The sequence below is a fragment of the Pseudomonas sp. RGM 3321 genome (assembly GCF_022836805.1).
GTDB lineage: Bacteria > Pseudomonadota > Gammaproteobacteria > Pseudomonadales > Pseudomonadaceae > Aquipseudomonas.
Window position 1 is genome coordinate 211,671 of sequence record NZ_JALHBH010000118.1, and the last position, 16,248, is coordinate 227,918.

A 16,248-nucleotide genomic window follows, 5' to 3' on the forward strand; every position below is an offset into this window, starting at 1 on the left:
TCTCAACTCGTCGCTGCGCTCAGGGCCTGATTTCTTCAACGGATTGTTTCGGCATTTTTGAGAACTTGTAAAACAGATTTGGCTCGCTGACGACGTACAGGTTACCGTCGCGATCCATGGTCAGGCCTTCAGGTTGGGGAGCGCTGTTCTGGAGGTCGGAAAATGCACCCAGCAGCGATCGAATGCTGACGAACCGCCCTTTACCGTCCAGTTCTGTGATCGAGCGTGACTGGTCGCTGAGCAGCAGTAAATGACCGGTTCGCGGATCGTAGTGACCGTCTGAAAGGTCGCGTGCAGCGACACTTTTCGTGATCCAGTCCAGCCGGTCGGCAATTTTGATCTGCAAACGGTTCTGATCGATGGAGCGCAGGACTCCGGCAACCAGATATTCTTTTCGGCTGCCGTATTGCCCTTCAACCAGGTGCGACCGTAATGGTACAGCTGTTGGTGGACCTGAAAGTGTGCCGACACGGCGTAAGCCAGCAGCAGAACCCCCAGAGCACCTGCACTCAGCACTATCTATGCGAGTGATACCTGCCTTCGAGCGACATTCGACCACGTCAGCCGATTTGCCTTGATTGTTTCCAACTGCATGGCTTCAGGCACTCCCGCGTGTTGGGCGGCTGGGCGGGTGATTAATCAACATTCTGCTGCCAGGCGAAGCGATAGGCGTTCATGAGCGGTTCCGGTTTACACAGGCCGTTGTCGGCATCGGCATCGACGATGAACCAGTCAGCTCTGGAGGTCTGACCCAGCGGCCGGGCTTTTTCCGGCAAGAAGCAATTGGCCAATTGTTCACCTGGGACCAGAGCAAAGGTGCCGGGGTGTTCTCGTAGCCAACGGGCGGCCTGTTCGATTGCCGATGGCTTGGCAAAGCCGAAATGCACAATGGGTTGGCGTGCATACAGCCAGTGGCCCTCGCGCCAGTTGACCAGTACCAGGTCGGCTCCTTGGGTGACGCTGGCGGCTTGTTCCATCAGGTTCTTGTGTGGATTTTCTCCCTCTATGACGGGTTCGATGAACCCTCTGGCGAACCACAGGCCGAGCCAGACAACCACCACTGCCGGGAATAGTCGCCCAGCCCTGACGTGGTCGTGGAACCAACGTTTCAACAACCAGGGCAGCAAGGGGGCGGCGACCAGTACCAGTCCGGGCAGCGCCGGAAAGATGTAGATCTTGCGTTTGCCACTGGAGAGGCTGAAGAACAACAGCACCAGCAAGACCCAGCCGAGCAGTACCAGAACCCGGCCATCTCGCTTGCTCAGTTGTCGGCGCCATGCCGGGATCAGCCAGGGCAGTACCAGCACCAATGGCAGCCAATACTGGGGGATGACTTTGACGAAGAAATACCAGAAGGGCTCGCGATGGTCCCAGGCGCTGGCGTAGCGATTGGCGGTCTGGTGCAAGAGTATTTCCTGCACGTAGGCGAACCCTTCCGGGCCGCCGTCACGCACGACCGAGATAATCATCGGCACCAGCCACAGGCAGCAGGCCAGCAATAACACCAGCAGTCCCAGCGCCCAGCGCGCGGCCTGCCCAGGCATGGCCACGACACCGTGCCAACCTTTGTGCGCGGCATAGGCGTAAGGGATCAACATCAACGCGGGAACAAAACCGACGCCCTTGGTGATAATGCCCAGGCCCATGGCCGCACAGCTGAAATAGAACCAGCCCCAGGCCGGCCCGAGCAACACGTGGCGAACCAGGCCGTAGAAGCCCAGCGCAATCCACAGGCACAGAAAACTGTCGATCTGCCCGGTGCGCAGGATGCTGTAGGTCTGATAGGTCGCCAGGAACAACAGTGCGGCGTACCGACCGATGCGTCGGTTCCACAGGCGGGTGCCCAGATCGTAGAGGACTGCGGTGGTTGCGCCTGCAGAGAGCAGCCCGGGCAGGTACAGCGCGATATTCGGGCTGCCGGTCAGCCAAATGAAGAATGCCGTCGCCCACATGAACAGCGGCGGTTTGTCGGCATAAATCTGCGCGGCCCGGTGCGGGACGAACCATGAGCCGTTCTGCAGCATTTCCAAGGCAACGCCGAGAAACCGCTCTTCATCCACGTTCTGTGGCAGACGCAAGCCCAGGCCGCCCCCGACCAGTAAAATGGCCAGCGCGACCAGTAGCCATCCCTCGAGGCGCGGCGAAAGGTGAGTTCGCACCGTCATTGCTCCTCAGGTGTCTTGGCCTGTCGGCTGATCAGCTGCAGGTTGCGCATGTACACCAGCAGGCCAAAGGCCTGGCCGGCGATGAAGACCGGGTCCTGTCGATAAATGGCGTAGGCCAGCAGGATCGTGCTGCCCAGCATGCTCAGGTACCAGAAGCCTACCGGGATGATGCTGCGCTTCTTGAATTCGCTGTACAGCCATTGCAGGACAAAGCGTCCGGTAAAGACGGCCTGACCGACAAAGCCGAGGATCAGCCAGAAGGTTTCGTTGTCCGGTTTCATGACCGCAGTTCCTGTGCTTCAACATCCAGGCGGGTGCGGCGGATCAGCCACCAGACGCCTACCAGATCCAGAATGCCCACCAGTGCGCGGTCCAGATTGCCGTACTTGGACACGCCAGCCTGGCGATGGCGGTGGTTGACGGGGTGCGTGACCATGCGGCCGTTATGCCGCTGAATCAGCGCTGGAATGAACCTGTGCATATGGTCGAAGTACGGCAGGCGCAGAAAAGCTGCCCGCTCGATCAGTTTCAGGCCACAACCGGTGTCTGGGGTAGCGTCCTTGAGAAGGCGACTACGCAGGCCGTTTGCGAATCGCGAGGCCCAGCGTTTACTGGCCGTATCGCGTCGGTTCACACGGTGCCCTGCCACCAGTTGGATCGCCCCGGGGCCTGCTTCGTGAGCGCGTACCAACGCCAGCATTCCTGGAATGTCCGCAGGGTCGTTCTGACCGTCACCGTCCAGGGTCGCCAGCCAGGTGCCGTTGGCCGCCAGTGCTGCGTGATAGACCGAGGTGCTCTGGCCGAGCGACTGCTCGTGGCGCAGGATCCGCAACACGGTCAGCCCGCTGTCCTTGAGGTGAGTCAGCACTTTCAAGGTGTCGTCTGTGCTGCCGTCATCAACGACCAGGATCTCGTAGCGCTCACCGTCCAGCGCTGTGCAAATCTCTTTTATCAAGCTGGGCAGGTTATCGGCTTCGTTTTTGGCCGGTATCACGACGGAGAGAAAAGTGGGCGTGGTCATGGAAGTCCTTGTTATTGAAGTGGCACACAGAGCCGGGCCTGATAATGCTCCCGATACCAGTCGACGAAGGCCCTGACGCCGGTGTCGACCGAGACCTGTGGTTGAAAGTCGATCCATTGGCTCAGCGCACTGACGTCAGCCCAGGTTTGCAGCACGTCGCCTGCTTGCAAAGGCAGGTAGCGTCGTTCGGCGCGCAGGCCTAGCTCGGCCTCCAGGCAATCGACGAACTCCAGCAGCTTGACGGGCTGACCGCGGCCGATGTTGAAGAGTTGGTGAGGCGGCTCGCTGCCAACGGTGACGGGCGGCAGCAAGCGCAGACGCAGGATGCTTTCGACAATATCGTCGATGTAAGTGAAGTCCCGGGCCATTTCGCCATGGTTGTAGATATCCACAGGCTGCCCGGCCAACATGGCTTTTGTGAACTTGAACAGCGCCATGTCAGGCCGGCCCCAAGGTCCGTAAACAGTGAAAAAACGCAGTCCTGTGGCGCGTAGGCCGTACAGGTGGGAATAGCTGTAGGCGGTGAGTTCATTGGCGCGCTTGGTGGCGGCATACAGGGACAACGGCCGGTCGACGGCATCCTCAACCTGAAACGGCATGCGCGTATTGGCGCCGTAGACCGAGCTGCTCGACGCGTAGATCAGGTGCGCGGGTCGATACTGCCGACAGGCCTCGAGCATGTTGATAAAGCCGACCAGGTTGGATTGGGCGTAAACATTCGGTTGCTCAAGCGAATAACGCACACCGGCCTGGGCTGCCAGGTGGATGACCTGTTCGAATTCATTGTGCGCGAACAGGGCGGACAGACCTTCGGCATCGGTGATGTCCAGCCTGTTGAACGTGAAACCTGGCAGGCGCTGGAGTATGGCCAGTCGCGATTGTTTGAGTTCGACGCTGTAATAGTCGTTGAGGTTGTCGATACCGACGACCTCTATACCGAGCTCGCACAGACGTTTGGCGACATGGAAGCCAATGAATCCGGCAGCACCTGTCACGAGCACCGTCATGACTGGATCGCCTGGCCACGACCAATGCCATAGTAGGCAAATCCGGCATCACGCAATTGCGACGGGTCGAACAGGTTGCGGCCATCGAAAACCGCTCTATCCCGCAGTTTCTCGCCGAGCTGGTCCAGATCCAGCACCCGGTAGTCCTGCCATTCGGTAACCACTACCAGAGTGTCTGCGCCCTCCAAAGCACTTTCCTTGCACTGCACCAGTTGCAGGTCATCACGCTCGCCATAATGATGCCTGATAGCTTCGATCGCCTGCGGATCGTGGGCCTGAACCCTGGCACCGGCTGCCCAGAGTGCTTCAAGCAGGGCATGGCTGGATGCTTCGCGAATATCGTCGGTATTGGGTTTGAAGGCCAGCCCCCAGACAGCAAAGACCTTGCCCCTGAGTTCGCCGTGATAATGAGCGTGGATATTTTCAAACAGACGATTCTTCTGGCGACGATTGACCTGTTCGACGGCGTTGAGCAATGCCGTTTCCACGCCGTGCTCGCTGGCCGTGCCGATAAGCGCCTGCAAGTCCTTGGGAAAGCATGAGCCACCGAAGCCGCAGCCTGGGTAAATGAAGTCGTAGCCAATGCGAGGGTCGGAGCCAATGCCAAGCCGGACCTGTTCTATGTCGGCACCCACCTGTTCGGCCAGGTTGGCCATCTCGTTGATGAACGAAATTTTGGTCGCCAGCAGGCAGTTGGCAGCGTACTTGGCCAGTTCCGCGCTACGTGCATCCATGATCACAAACTTCTCGCGGTTGCGACTGAACGGCTGATACAACTCGCGCATCTGCTCCAGCGCTCGCGGGCTGGCCCCGCCGACGATAATGCGATCCGGCCGCAGGCAGTCACTGACCGCGCAGCCTTCCTTGAAAAACTCTGGGTTGCTGATCACTTCAAAGCCGTCATCGCGTCGTGGACTGGCAGCGATTTCAGCGAGCAGGCGGTCAACTGTCCCTACGGGCGAAGTGGACTTGTTGACAATGATCCGAGCACCGTCAGCGTGTCTAAGCACGGAGCGCAGCACGGCAAACACCTGGCTCAGGTCTGCCTTGCCGTCGGCTTGCGCTGGCGTGCCAACTGCGATGAAGACCAACTCTGCAAAGCGGCTGGCGTGCACTTCATCGGTTGTGAAACTTAGTCTTTTGCAGTCCAGGCCGTTGCGGAGAAGTTCGCCAAGACCGGGCTCGAATATAGGACATATGCCTTCGCGCAGCGCATCAATGCGTTTGCTGTCGACATCCATGCAGCATACAGTGTGGCCCACTTCCGCCAGGCAGGTGGCAAGGGTAAGCCCCACATAACCGGTTCCGAACACTGTCACTTTCACGTGCTGCTCCTTCTGCTCCATGAATTGTGGAGCCTGGTTTGTTTCAGGTGCCCGAACGCGTCTTGAACAACTAGCGCAAGATAAATGTCATAAATGTGTTAAGAAACGATGACATGAGTTTGTCATGTAGTGAAAAAGCCAAGGGCGGTCATACTTCAAGTGATCAGTTGGCAGCCTCTAGTTTCGCTTCATCATGAAAATAAAAAACAACCCTCCCAACAAAGCCGTCGCAATACCGATAGGCAGATCTTCTGGCGCGATAAGCGTGCGGGAAATGACATCCACCCAGATCATCAACAAAGCACCCAGAAGCGTGGCGACGGGCAACAGTCGTCGATGTTCCGAGCCCACCAGACGTCTGGCGATGTGCGGCACCATCAGGCCGACGAAACCTATGGAGCCGCACAGCGCAACCAGTACTCCGGTCATCAGTGAGGCGATCAGGAAAACCAGCAGGCGCACATTGCGTACTTGCAGACCAAGGCTTGTGGCGGTCTGATCGCCGCCCATCAGTGCGTTCAGGGAACGACCCAGACCTTGCAAAAGAACCCAGCCAGACAGAACCGTGATCAGTGGCACAACAAGCAGCTCCCAACGCGCCAGCCCCAGCCCGCCGAGCATCCAGAACAGCACTGAAGAGCTGGCGCGGTGGTCGCCCAGAAACAGCGACAGGTTGGCGATTGCCATCATCACGAAGGACACGGCCACGCCGCCGAGCAGCAGGCGTTGGCTGTCCAGGCGGCCTTTATGGCTGGCCAGCCAGAGCACCAGGCACAGGCTGACCAGCGAGCCGACAAATGCAGCCAGTGGCAATGTCAGCGTGCCAAGCACTTCTCCCACATGCATGACCACGATAACTGCGCCGAGTGTCGCGCCCGAGGTCGCTCCCAGCAGGTGAGGGTCGGCCAGCGGGTTGCGCGTCGCGGCTTGCAGGACGCTGCCGATCAGGGCCAGTCCCGCGCCTGCCAGCACACCCAGTAACACACGGGGCGTGCGTATCAGCCAGACGATGGTTTCCTGTCCCGCGGTCCAGAGGGGTGGGTTTTCGCTCGCGCCGAACAGCTTGAACATCAGGATATCCATCACCCGGTTCAACGGCACAGGGGCCGCGCCGAAGGTGATGCACACCAGGCATGAGAGCAGCAGCACGAGCGTCAGAGTGATCAGCAAACCCGTGTACCGGCGAGGACGCTCGGTCAGCCACTGCGCCAGGGTCATCGCGTCACGTCATGAAATGCCGCTGCAAGCGTCTCGATGGCTGTGACGTTATCGATACCAGGCGTCATCGCCACGTAGGGCAGCACGACATAGCGTCGGTTGCGGATCGCGTCAATTGATTGCAGCGCCGGGTTGCTTTCAAGGAAGTGCTGTTTCTGCGCGGCGCTGACTTCGCCGTAGTCGACGATCACGATAACCTCGGGGTTACTTTGCACAACCGACTCCCAGTTGACGTGGGTCCAACTGGCCGCGACGTCGCCCATGACATTCTGCCCGCCCGCGGCGCTGATCAGTGCCTGGGGGATTGCCAGACGCCCGGCGGTCATGGGCCGGTCTTCACCGCTGTCATACAGAAAAACCCGGGGCGGCGATTTGCCTGCCACGCTTGCCTGAACCTTGCTTACGCTGTGGCGCATTTGCGCAACCAGCGTCTCTGCGCGGGCCTGTACGTCGAATATCCGGCCCAGGTTCAGCAAGTCGTTGTAGACATCCGCAAGCGTTGCTTCAGCGCGCGGCATTATCTGCGCGCAGGACTCGGTCAGCTCATAGGCCTGAATACCCAATGGGGCCAGGCTCTGCGGCGTGACGTCGCCTCCCACCCGCATGCCATAGTTCCAGCCGGCAAAATAGAAGTCGGCGTTGGCATTGAGCAGCGTTTCCAGAGACGGGTATTTGCTGGCCAGCTCGGGCAGGTTGCCAAGGTCGCGCAGCAGGCCCTGATCAGGTTTGTTCCAGCCGGTGATGCCGCTGTAGCCCACCATGTGTGATTGCAAACCCAGGGTAACCATCATTTTGGTGAGGTTTACATCGTTGCTGACTGCACGCTGCGGCGCAGCCGTGAAGGTCACCGAGCGGTCGCAGCTTTGCACGGTGACGGGGTAGGCGCTGGGTTGCGCTTGCACCATCGGGCTGCACAACAAAGTGATCAAAGCCAAGCGGGTGAGCAGGGCGTTCATTTCAGGGTATCCAGGTAATGCGCGGGTAATCACGCAGAGGGTGGCTGTCGACCAGCGCCTTGGCGCCGAATACGTTGAGCAGCATTTCCGGGGTCAGCACTTCCTGGGGCGTGCCTTGCGCAATGAGCCGGCCGTGATGAATGACACACAGGCGATCACAGAATGCTGCCGCCAGGTTCAGGTCATGGATACTGGCCAGCGTCGCCACGCCGAGCTGTTTGACCAGCCCCAGCAGTTCCAGTTGATGGCGCGGGTCGAGGTGATTGGTCGGCTCGTCCAGCACCATCAAACGAGGCTCTTGCACCAGTGCCCGCGCCAGCAGGCAACGCTGTTTCTCGCCGCCGGACAATGTGTCGAACCGATGCTGTTCATAGCCCGTCAGCCCTACGGCGTTCAAAGCACTCTGCACAATCGCGCGGTCGTGGGCGCTGTCCGCAGCGAAGAAGCCCTGATGAGGCGCGCGGCCCATGCTCGTCACGTCCAGCAGTGTCAGGCCGAATGCATCGGGAAACTCCTGGGCAACCACTGCGACGTGCCGAGCGCACCAGCGCGGGCTGCGGGACCAGATATCGTGAGCGCTGATCGCGACCTTGCCGCTGTGCGGACGGCTGTAGCGGAATGCGCAACGCAGCAGGCTGGTCTTGCCGCTGCCATTGGGACCGATCAGGCCGACAAACTCGCCGGCAGCGATCTGCAGGTCGATATCTTTCAGGGCGAAGTGTTCGTGCGCGCAGACCGACGCCTTTTCTGGTGCCCACGCGAGACGCTCTAGCGCAAGCATCAGAAACTCAGGTCCGCAGTCACGTACAGCGAGCGGGGTTCACCCAGAATCCATTGCTGGCCTTCGTTGTACTGACTCGCTGCGTATTGCCGATCAAACAGGTTGCGCGCCTGCAAGCCGAGCGTGGTATTGCGCAGTGCTTTCCATGACAGGCTGGCGTCGGCCACGGTGTAGGCGGGCAGTTCGCGGGTGTTGGCGATATCGGCGTATCGGCTGTCGACGTAGCGCAGCCCGGCGCCGATCTGCACAGAACTGTCGAGCTGTTTATCGAGCCACAGGTTAGCCGTGCGCTTTGGCACATCGACGGGCGTATTGCCGTCACGCGAGACGGCCACGCCCGATACGCTTTGATCAAATTGGTCATAGCGCGCCCGAACGAAGGCCGCGTTGGCGGTCAGGGCCCAGTCCTGTGGCAGTTGCAGCTTCATGCTGGCCTCAAGCCCGTCGGAAGACTGTTGGCCTACCTGTTGGGTGAGGTCTGGATTGCCGGCATCGGTGGTGAGCAGCTTTTTCTTGACGATATGGTAAGCCGCCAGCGTCCACTCCAGGCGCTGGTCCCACAGTGACTGTTTGAAACCTACCTCCGATTGCCTGGCGGTGGCGAGGTCGAATTGTTGCTGCGTGGGGTTGAGCGAGACAAGGCTGCCAACGCCATCGGTGCTGGTCGAGTATTGAGCGTAAGCAGAGCTTTCCGGCGTCAGCGCGTAAACCAGTCCGATTTTCCAGTTGTTGCCGATCAGGTCCTTTTCTGTGCGGCTGTCGTCACGCAGGCCGTTGCGTTCGATATCCACGTAGTCACGCCGCACGCCTGTGATTATCGAGAGTTGCTCGCTCAGTTGCGTGCGGTTTTCCCCGAAGACCGACAGTTGTCGGGTCGTGCTTTTGAACAGCTCCGAATAGGGCGACGCACTCTGAAAATTGCCCGGTGCGGGATGTTCGATATCAATGGGGTCTCCCGCCGGACTCACATCGTTGTAGGGGGAATTGTTGGTCAACTTGAAACGGATACGGTTGACGTCCATCCCCAGCACGCTCTGGCTATCCAGCCCGCCCAGACTGTGTTTGAAGGTGAACGTCTGTCGATCTCCCACCTGCTCCTGATTGTGCTTGATGCTGAAATACCCACTGCGCGACAGCTGCTGAGTGGCAGCGTCCCAGTTGTAGTTTTCGGCGTTCTGCCAGCGTCGGTGCGAGGTCAGGTAGTAAAGCTCGTTGGATGAAGTCAGCCGGTCGGAGATCTGCCAGTCGGTGGTCAGCCGCGTCCATTGGTCATCGTAATGTTGCTTGTCGTTCTCGATGTTGTAGTTCTTGTCTCGCAAGCCCTCGTGGTAACGGCCGTTGATCATCGGCACGCCGAAGTAGTTCATCGGGCGCTGATTGCCGCCGTCATGGGCGAGGGTGAACGACAGGTCTTCGCTGGCCTGCCTGCGCAGGGCAGCGCTGAAGAACGTGCCTTGCGAGTCGCCGTCATCGATCCAGCCGTTGCTGCGCAGCTGATTAAGGTTCAAGCGATAGCTCAATTGATCGGTTAACGAGCCGCCGCTGTCCAGCGCGGTTTGCTGGCTATCGTACGAACCGTAGCCAAGGCGCAGGTGGTTTTCGATATCGCCTTCAAAAGGCTTCTTGGGGATGACATTGATCACTGCCCCGGTAGCACCTTCGCCATAGAGCACGGAGGCCGGGCCGCGCAGCACTTCAATGCGGTCGATTGCCCAGGTATCGACCGGCATGGTGACGGTGCCCATGGCGCTGTACATGCGACTGCCGTCATACAATTGCATCACCGAGCCCTGACCAGTGAAACCACGCGCGGACAACGCCGTGCCTCCGTCGCCGGGCGTACCGATCGCCGTGATACCAGGGCTGCGGGCTACGGCCTGCTGCACATTGGCGTCACCGTGACTGCGCACCTCGTCGCCATCGAGCGAGCTGGTGCTGGACGGGGTCTGCAAGGCCGTCAATGACAGGCGAGAACCGGCATGGGTAACTGAACCGAGATGCTCTCCATCTTGCGACAGGGCCATAGCGTTAATCGTGGACGGAGCAAGCTCGACCTGTTCTGAAGCGTTTGCGTAACCTGCGCCGCAGGCCAGCAGGCAGAGCGTTGTGACTGCACGGCGGGATTGGAAAAGAGGGCTGATCATGAATTGAAGGGTCGCTTTAGGGGACTGCGCTTGATGATTTGTAGGTGTTATAACATATCATTTTAGCGACGATACGCACGTCGGTTTTTCTCCAAGGATGTGAAAAGACCTACGCCTATTGCTAGTTAATCAAGAAAAAACGAGCATAATCGCTTGAAGTCAGGATTTTCTTTGCTAAGTGAGAAAAACCTGGACGTCTGGACTGAAAAATAAGGATTTTCCCATGCATCTGGCCGGATATGCCTGGCTTCAGGAATCGCTAAAGCTCGCCGGCTTTCCTCTGTATCGACCTGCAAGGGTTCAGCCTGTCACGAGGATTGAGCAAGTCGGCGAAACCCTGGCCGTACCCCCAAGCGTTGCACCCGATCCGGAGGATCTGCTGGGCCATTTGCTGTTCGCGCTCAAGCACGAAGGGATAAGCCTGAGCATTCTTGCCCAGGCGTTGCCACACATTTCTCTGGCCGCGCTGGAAAAAGAGCTGGAGCGAGCCCCCAATGGCATTTACATCCGTAAAGCCTGTTTTTTGCGCGAAGCGTTTACCCACGAACAAGTACGCCAGCATTCGCCCGTGAGAGGCCAGTTCGTCCCTCTGTTTGACCCGAACCTTTACATCACCATGTCTGGTGAGCGCAATTCTCGCTGGCGTGTGGAGTTCAACGGCATCGGGACACTTGCTTACTGTGCCATCGTCGAGCGGACACCTGAGGTTGTAGCCCTTCTGGAGTATGACATCGTGGGGCGCGCTCAAGCCTTCATCAAAGGCCTGCCAGCGGACATGATGGATCGGGCCATCCATTGGGCATACCTCCATGAAACCCAGAATTCGTTTGCGATCGAAAAAGAATCACCAAGCGAAGACAAATCTCGCAAGTTCATCCAGTTGCTCAGACAAGCCCATGAACGTATTCCTCTTAGTGAGGATTATCTTGTCAGTCTTCAGAACGCGACGATTTCAAACCCCTTGGACATGGCGGCGGCATTTCGCCATGAGCAGAATCATCTGGCGAGCGGTTTGCAAGGCGCCGCAGGGGTAACCTACATTCCTCCCGAACCGGATTTGTGCCGCGAGCTGATGGGACAGCTGATGTCGTTGGGTAATGACGCTCCAATGCGTATCGATCCTTTGGTCGCTGCCGGGATAATCTCGTTTGGTTTCGTGTTTCTGCATCCGTTCATGGACGGGAACGGGCGTCTTTCCCGTTTTCTGATCCACCACACATTATGTCGTGCGGGCGCGTTAGGAAATGGGCTGCTCCTGCCGGTTTCTGTTGCGATGAAACGTGAGGAGCGGTTGTATCTGGAGACACTCCAACTGTTTTCCCGCCCGGCGCGAGAGTTCTGGGATGTAAAGTGGATTGATCAGCAGCAGTATGTATTCAAGTTCTCCGGTGACTCCGCGATTTATCGATTTTGGGACGCGACACCCGCTGTGCGTTTTACATTGGAAATGGCGAAACAAGCGCTTGAGGTCGAGCTTCGTGACGAGATGATCTTCCTTGAGAACTACGACACGATCGTAAAGAAGGTCAACGAAAGCTATGACGTGCGGGGAAGCGACCTGGCTAATCTGGTCATGATGTGCCTCGCCAATAACGGGACTGTCTCCAAAAACCGTCGCAAACACTACATATATTCGGTGCAGGAAGAGGTGTTTGATTACATCGAAAAAATCACGAACGCCGTGCTCGCTGAGCAGCATGCGGCACAGAAATATGCTGGGGTCACTGATCAATAACGACTCAATAAATCGCCCAGCATCCTGGAGTCAGCAGCTCGACGAGATTTTCATCGGGGTCGCGGAAGTAAATGCTTGATCCGCCCTGAGGCCATTCAGTCCGGCCTTCGATGGCGACTCCGGCCTGAGCAAGGCGATCAGCCCAGGGTTGCATCTGGTCGGCGTTGATAGCGAAGCACACATGAATTCGCCCTTGCGCATCATGAGGCGGTATTTCTCCGCCGCTCAGATACTGCGTCTGCAGTGAACCTCCACATTTGAACAGCAGCAAGGTACTCACACCGCCCACATTGAATGCCACCAATGTGGGGCTTTCAAACATGACCTCCAGTTCAAGGGTGTCGGAATAGAAGTCCTTGGCCTTGGCGAGATTCTCTACATAGAGCGCCGTTTCGATAATCTTGTTGAGTCTTAGCATGTGGCGTCATCCCTTCCGTTTTGCGACAAGTCTTCCTTGATCAGCGGCGTTTCGTTGATCAAAGGCTTGTGGCAAGTTTCACGGGAGGCCGACACGCAGACCAATGCTCTGTTCTTATGTGCGTTATAAGCCTGAACTATTGAAGAAAACCGAAATGGCCTGCGGGGCATTTCTATGCCCGCCTTGTTACCACCAACTCCACCGCTGCAATACGGTCCACATCTTCGTAACCCTCTTCAAGCAGCTCTTCGCCAAACACATCCGGGTCCAGTTCGCGGTAGGTCCATGCCAGGGCCGCATGATCGATATCGTCGCGCACGGCCTCGAAGAACGGGTCGTGCTCGCCCACCATGGCCACGCCGGTATAGAGCACCAACGAGCCGCCCGGGGTAAGGCGATCCAGTGATTCGCGCAGGATGCGCACTGACAGATCCGCGCCCAATGCATCACCACCGTGGCGGTAGGCGCGGCGCTTGGCGTCTTTCATATACGGCGGGTTGGCAACGATGAGGTCGAAGTTGCCCGTCAGGCCCGAGAGGATATCGCTATGGCAGCATTGCATGTTTTTCAGTCCGGCCACCTTGGCGTTGGTCTGAGCGAAATGCAGGGCCTTGGGGTTGATGTCGACGGCGCAGACCTGCGCCTGCGGGCACGCAACCGCGATCAGCAGGGCACCAGCGCCGGTGCCACAGCCTATGTCGACGGCGCGGTTGATCGGGTGCGAAGTGCCTTGCAGATGGCGATTGATGGAGTGCGCAAAGCGATAGGTATCCGGACCGAAAAACACCGAGTCTTCATCGCCGGTAGGAAACGCGGAATGCACCAGTAACAAGTCATCCAGGCTTGAAAATCTCACCCGGCTCTTCAAGCCGTCTTCGCTGCGTTGAAGAATACCGGCTTCCAACAGCCCTTGAGCCTCTGCAACCGGAAGCATGGACTCCGGTATCGTACGGCTCCATCCGAAGACATCCCGCAGTGACGCGGCAATGCGGTTTTCCGGGCGTTGATTGACGTGTTGATGAGTCAACGGCGTGGGCGTGATGAAACGATAGCCACTGGTTTTGAGACGCTGGGCGAGCGCAATCAGCGCGGCGCTGTCGGGCAGTGAATGACTCATGGACGGGCTCCTGTCACTCGCTCGGCCATGCTGCTGACAAACAGGCGAGTGGCATGCAGCCCGGCGGCCGTCGCGTGCCTTGCCGGGGACATGCTCTCGATCAACGTGGACATCTTCTCGGACGCTGCTGCCGATTCGAGTTTCATGTGCAGTTCGCGCACATCCGGGTCAGCGTCCGCCGACGCAGGCATGGCAAGAACCGGGGATGGCTGAGCGCCGCCTTGCAGGTTGCGGAAACGGGAACGAAATGCTTCCGGCAGACGCTTGCCGGCAGGCGGCTGAGCGCTGCCATCCGACAGCCAGTCGCCAGCGATCCAGTCGTGCACCAATTGCTTCTCGTAGCCGTTGAACACGCCGAACATCGGTGCACCGACCCCTTCGAACAGTTTCCAGAAGCGGCTATTAAGAGGGTCTTCGTTACGCTTGATCCAGCCCCTGTTCTGCAGCACGGCAAGAAACTCCGGGATCTGGTCGGGCTCGGCAAGCCACTCGTTGACCGTCTTGCCGTCCAGACGGCAATAGTCGGAATGCATGTGTTGACCAAAGGTTCGCTTGCGCTCCAGCATGGCGATCACTTCCTGTTCAAGATCGAACGACTGGATGACCTGGGTAGAGCCCATACCCAACTCGTTCAGTCGGTAACCATTGGCGACACGGCGATAAAACTCGTCACGCTCCTGGCCCACAGGCAACAGCTCAAGAACGCTCTGCGCAGCCTTGCGTGCGTGGCCGGTGCTGGCGTTATCGATCGTCACATGCAACGTGAAGTAATAAGGGTCGATGCCCAGTTCATTCAGTTCGAAAGATGTGATGAGCAAATGCAGTGGCAGCTGTTCATAGCCCAGATTGTAACCAATCACCTCGGGAAGGTACTGCTCGCTCAGTTGCCCGAGCGACAGCTGAATGGCACCTTGCAGGTAGGCGTCATCTGCCAGGGGGGGGGCGCTGGTATCGCAGTCCAGATCGGCCAGCAATTTGCGGTACAGGGAGACATGATTCTGCGCCTGTTCGCCGTCGCCCAGTTCTTCCAGGTAAGTACGAATCAGGCCGTGAAAACGGTAGTCTGCCCAATGCGGCAGCAAGCCATACAGCCATGCGCCGTCAACCAGCTTGGTCGGCGCGACCTGCTGAATGAAATACATCGCTTGAGCCTTGGTCTTGAAAAATCGCCTGGGTTGTCCGGCGCGACGTTGTTCAAGATAGAGCGCATAGTGATCGGCTACGACCCCTACGTTCTGCTCCATCCAGTGCTCCAGCATTTCAGGCTGAGCCGGAAGGTCGCAGTTTTCCCGCTCGGCCTGGGCCAGGCAGTGGTTCAGAAACATGACCGCATCGTGTTGATATTCTGGAGCACGTTCACTCATCCATGATTGATAGACGGTTTTTGAACAGGCTTCTTCAACGACGGTTTTGACGACGGTATTGCCGGTCATCACTTGAAGAGACGTCATGAAAATCGTACCTCGGCAGTTGAAAATCACGATTGACGCGGTCACGCGGGACTTTCTGTTTTTCTGTACAGCGTGAATAAGTGAGTATCGTGATACGGGGAAATTCAGCGTATTTTGCCGGGGACCGATAGGTGGCGAATGTGGTTATTCCATAAGCACGAATGCCTTGCGGAAAAAATGTATTCTGGTTCTGTGTGCACATCAGGAACAGGCGATCAGGGACAACTCACATGGCGTACAGAACCTTGTCTGGCAAACCAGCCAAGTGTCCTCGACAGACCGTGAGCAGCATTTGAAGCAAACCCCCGAAAACAGTCTGGCTGACCGGATTCAGCGGCGCTGGAAAATCCACCATAGCGTTTGCACTGGAGCGAGCGTTGATGGACCGTGGCAGGCTTGCGTATACCCAGGATGGCGACAACATACGCCAGGGTTTGTGCCGGGATCTGGGTTTTGCTGCGGCAGACCGTTCGGAGAACATCAGGCGCATCGCTGAAGTGACTTTCGGCGCTGTAAATATCTGAGCGTTCGTGAATGAATAGATCTTCTATAGTCATACGAGTCATGGCTATACCCTTTTCAGTAACCGAGTGACTTATCCACAGGCAAGGCTGGTGTCCAGCCTGCCTGGGGACTCGTCTTATAGATAGACCGTGTGCCATTGATGACCGGATGTGATCAGCGTCCTGGCAGGTTGTTATCAAGCAAGGTTCCAACCCCGAAGACCTTCATAGCCATCATCACCTGAAGACCCCGACGTGCAAGCAGCGCCTGAGCCTCGAAAGCACGAAGCCCTTTTACAAACACCGCGTCGGTCAACGCAGTATCCAACTCGCCCTGAGACGGGAGAGGTGTACGGGAGCGAAGCTTTTTCATGATTCCGTTCTCCTGAACAAAACAGGCTTAAACC

General features: G+C 58.0%; 15 protein-coding genes and 1 pseudogene. 2 read left to right on the forward strand and 14 right to left on the reverse strand.

Features of this window, described 5'->3' with window-relative positions:
* Positions 1 to 19 precede the first annotated feature (19 nt).
* The 10 genes from RGM3321_RS22420 to RGM3321_RS22465 all read right to left on the reverse strand — a co-directional run bounded on the left by RGM3321_RS22420 (position 20) and on the right by RGM3321_RS22465 (position 10,617).
* Positions 20 to 346, reverse strand: a complete 327-nt coding sequence (locus RGM3321_RS22420) for an SdiA-regulated domain-containing protein (RefSeq protein WP_244394877.1) — start codon at positions 344 to 346, stop codon at positions 20 to 22.
* 289 nt (positions 347 to 635) lie between these two features.
* Positions 636 to 2,165 carry a glycosyltransferase family 39 protein gene (locus tag RGM3321_RS22425; RefSeq protein WP_244394878.1) on the reverse strand — a complete coding sequence of 510 codons (1,530 nt, stop codon included), beginning with the start codon at positions 2,163 to 2,165 and terminating at the stop codon, positions 636 to 638.
* Positions 2,162 to 2,446 (reverse strand): lipid-A-disaccharide synthase N-terminal domain-containing protein, encoded by a 285-nt coding sequence (locus tag RGM3321_RS22430; RefSeq protein ID WP_003367870.1) that lies wholly within the window; start codon positions 2,444 to 2,446, stop codon positions 2,162 to 2,164. Before RGM3321_RS22430 ends, RGM3321_RS22425 begins: the two co-directional genes overlap by 4 nt.
* Entirely contained in the window at positions 2,443 to 3,186 is a 744-nt protein-coding gene (locus tag RGM3321_RS22435) for a glycosyltransferase family 2 protein (RefSeq protein ID WP_010213812.1), read from the reverse strand. The genes RGM3321_RS22430 and RGM3321_RS22435 overlap by 4 nt, the downstream gene beginning before the upstream one ends.
* Positions 3,187 to 3,197: 11 nt before the next feature.
* A complete protein-coding gene (locus RGM3321_RS22440) occupies positions 3,198 to 4,193 on the reverse strand; it encodes an NAD-dependent epimerase (protein ID WP_244394879.1) in 996 nt (331 codons plus the stop codon).
* Complete coding sequence (locus tag RGM3321_RS22445) at positions 4,190 to 5,518, reverse strand: UDP-glucose/GDP-mannose dehydrogenase family protein (RefSeq protein WP_244394880.1); 1,329 nt, start codon at positions 5,516 to 5,518, stop codon at positions 4,190 to 4,192. The genes RGM3321_RS22440 and RGM3321_RS22445 overlap by 4 nt, the downstream gene beginning before the upstream one ends.
* A 177-nt stretch (positions 5,519 to 5,695) precedes the next feature.
* Positions 5,696 to 6,736, reverse strand: coding sequence for an iron ABC transporter permease (locus RGM3321_RS22450; protein WP_244394881.1), 1,041 nt, complete (start codon positions 6,734 to 6,736; stop codon positions 5,696 to 5,698).
* On the reverse strand, positions 6,733 to 7,692 hold the full coding sequence (locus RGM3321_RS22455; protein ID WP_244394882.1) for an ABC transporter substrate-binding protein: 960 nt from the start codon (positions 7,690 to 7,692) through the stop codon (positions 6,733 to 6,735). Before RGM3321_RS22455 ends, RGM3321_RS22450 begins: the two co-directional genes overlap by 4 nt.
* Before the next feature lies 1 nt (position 7,693).
* Positions 7,694 to 8,473 carry an ABC transporter ATP-binding protein gene (locus RGM3321_RS22460; protein WP_244394883.1) on the reverse strand — a complete coding sequence of 260 codons (780 nt, stop codon included), beginning with the start codon at positions 8,471 to 8,473 and terminating at the stop codon, positions 7,694 to 7,696.
* On the reverse strand, positions 8,473 to 10,617 hold the full coding sequence (locus tag RGM3321_RS22465) for a TonB-dependent receptor (RefSeq protein ID WP_244394884.1): 2,145 nt from the start codon (positions 10,615 to 10,617) through the stop codon (positions 8,473 to 8,475). The genes RGM3321_RS22460 and RGM3321_RS22465 overlap by 1 nt, the downstream gene beginning before the upstream one ends.
* A gap of 223 nt (positions 10,618 to 10,840) precedes the next feature.
* Between RGM3321_RS22465 and RGM3321_RS22470 the strand changes: the two genes are divergently transcribed.
* A complete protein-coding gene (locus RGM3321_RS22470) occupies positions 10,841 to 12,352 on the forward strand; it encodes a Fic family protein (RefSeq protein ID WP_244394885.1) in 1,512 nt (503 codons plus the stop codon).
* Between the two features lie 4 nt (positions 12,353 to 12,356).
* On the opposite strand, the gene RGM3321_RS22475 is transcribed toward RGM3321_RS22470, so the two are convergent.
* The 3 genes from RGM3321_RS22475 to RGM3321_RS22485 all read right to left on the reverse strand — a co-directional run bounded on the left by RGM3321_RS22475 (position 12,357) and on the right by RGM3321_RS22485 (position 15,338).
* Entirely contained in the window at positions 12,357 to 12,770 is a 414-nt protein-coding gene (locus tag RGM3321_RS22475) for a VOC family protein (RefSeq protein WP_244394886.1), read from the reverse strand.
* Between the two features lie 172 nt (positions 12,771 to 12,942).
* Complete coding sequence (locus tag RGM3321_RS22480; protein WP_244394887.1) at positions 12,943 to 13,887, reverse strand: class I SAM-dependent methyltransferase; 945 nt, start codon at positions 13,885 to 13,887, stop codon at positions 12,943 to 12,945.
* Positions 13,884 to 15,338 carry an iron-containing redox enzyme family protein gene (locus RGM3321_RS22485; RefSeq protein WP_244394888.1) on the reverse strand — a complete coding sequence of 485 codons (1,455 nt, stop codon included), beginning with the start codon at positions 15,336 to 15,338 and terminating at the stop codon, positions 13,884 to 13,886. Before RGM3321_RS22485 ends, RGM3321_RS22480 begins: the two co-directional genes overlap by 4 nt.
* 214 nt (positions 15,339 to 15,552) lie before the next feature.
* Between RGM3321_RS22485 and RGM3321_RS22490 the strand changes: the two are divergent.
* A pseudogene (locus RGM3321_RS22490) lies at positions 15,553 to 15,838 on the forward strand (adenylyl-sulfate kinase); the annotation flags it as partial.
* A gap of 178 nt (positions 15,839 to 16,016) precedes the next feature.
* Here RGM3321_RS22490 and RGM3321_RS22495 read toward each other — a convergent pair.
* The gene (locus RGM3321_RS22495; protein WP_244394889.1) at positions 16,017 to 16,214 is read right to left on the reverse strand and encodes a hypothetical protein; all 198 of its coding nucleotides are present in this window, start codon (positions 16,212 to 16,214) and stop codon (positions 16,017 to 16,019) included.
* Positions 16,215 to 16,248: the final 34 nt, after the last annotated feature.

What these genes read in the sequence shown, in the direction of transcription:
- RGM3321_RS22435 (WP_010213812.1), bottom strand. Translation starts at nt 3,186, where the DNA reads ATGACCACGCCCACTTTTCTCTCCGTCGTGATACCGGCCAAAAACGAA.
- RGM3321_RS22455 (WP_244394882.1), bottom strand. Translation starts at nt 7,692, where the DNA reads ATGAACGCCCTGCTCACCCGCTTGGCTTTGATCACTTTGTTGTGCAGC.
- RGM3321_RS22485 (WP_244394888.1), bottom strand. Translation starts at nt 15,338, where the DNA reads ATGACGTCTCTTCAAGTGATGACCGGCAATACCGTCGTCAAAACCGTC.
- RGM3321_RS22450 (WP_244394881.1), bottom strand. Translation starts at nt 6,736, where the DNA reads ATGACCCTGGCGCAGTGGCTGACCGAGCGTCCTCGCCGGTACACGGGT.
- RGM3321_RS22475 (WP_244394886.1), bottom strand. Translation starts at nt 12,770, where the DNA reads ATGCTAAGACTCAACAAGATTATCGAAACGGCGCTCTATGTAGAGAAT.
- RGM3321_RS22470 (WP_244394885.1), top strand. Translation starts at nt 10,841, where the DNA reads ATGCATCTGGCCGGATATGCCTGGCTTCAGGAATCGCTAAAGCTCGCC.
- RGM3321_RS22460 (WP_244394883.1), bottom strand. Translation starts at nt 8,473, where the DNA reads ATGCTTGCGCTAGAGCGTCTCGCGTGGGCACCAGAAAAGGCGTCGGTC.
- RGM3321_RS22495 (WP_244394889.1), bottom strand. Translation starts at nt 16,214, where the DNA reads ATGAAAAAGCTTCGCTCCCGTACACCTCTCCCGTCTCAGGGCGAGTTG.
- RGM3321_RS22465 (WP_244394884.1), bottom strand. Translation starts at nt 10,617, where the DNA reads ATGATCAGCCCTCTTTTCCAATCCCGCCGTGCAGTCACAACGCTCTGC.
- RGM3321_RS22425 (WP_244394878.1), bottom strand. Translation starts at nt 2,165, where the DNA reads ATGACGGTGCGAACTCACCTTTCGCCGCGCCTCGAGGGATGGCTACTG.
- RGM3321_RS22440 (WP_244394879.1), bottom strand. Translation starts at nt 4,193, where the DNA reads ATGACGGTGCTCGTGACAGGTGCTGCCGGATTCATTGGCTTCCATGTC.
- RGM3321_RS22480 (WP_244394887.1), bottom strand. Translation starts at nt 13,887, where the DNA reads ATGAGTCATTCACTGCCCGACAGCGCCGCGCTGATTGCGCTCGCCCAG.
- RGM3321_RS22430 (WP_003367870.1), bottom strand. Translation starts at nt 2,446, where the DNA reads ATGAAACCGGACAACGAAACCTTCTGGCTGATCCTCGGCTTTGTCGGT.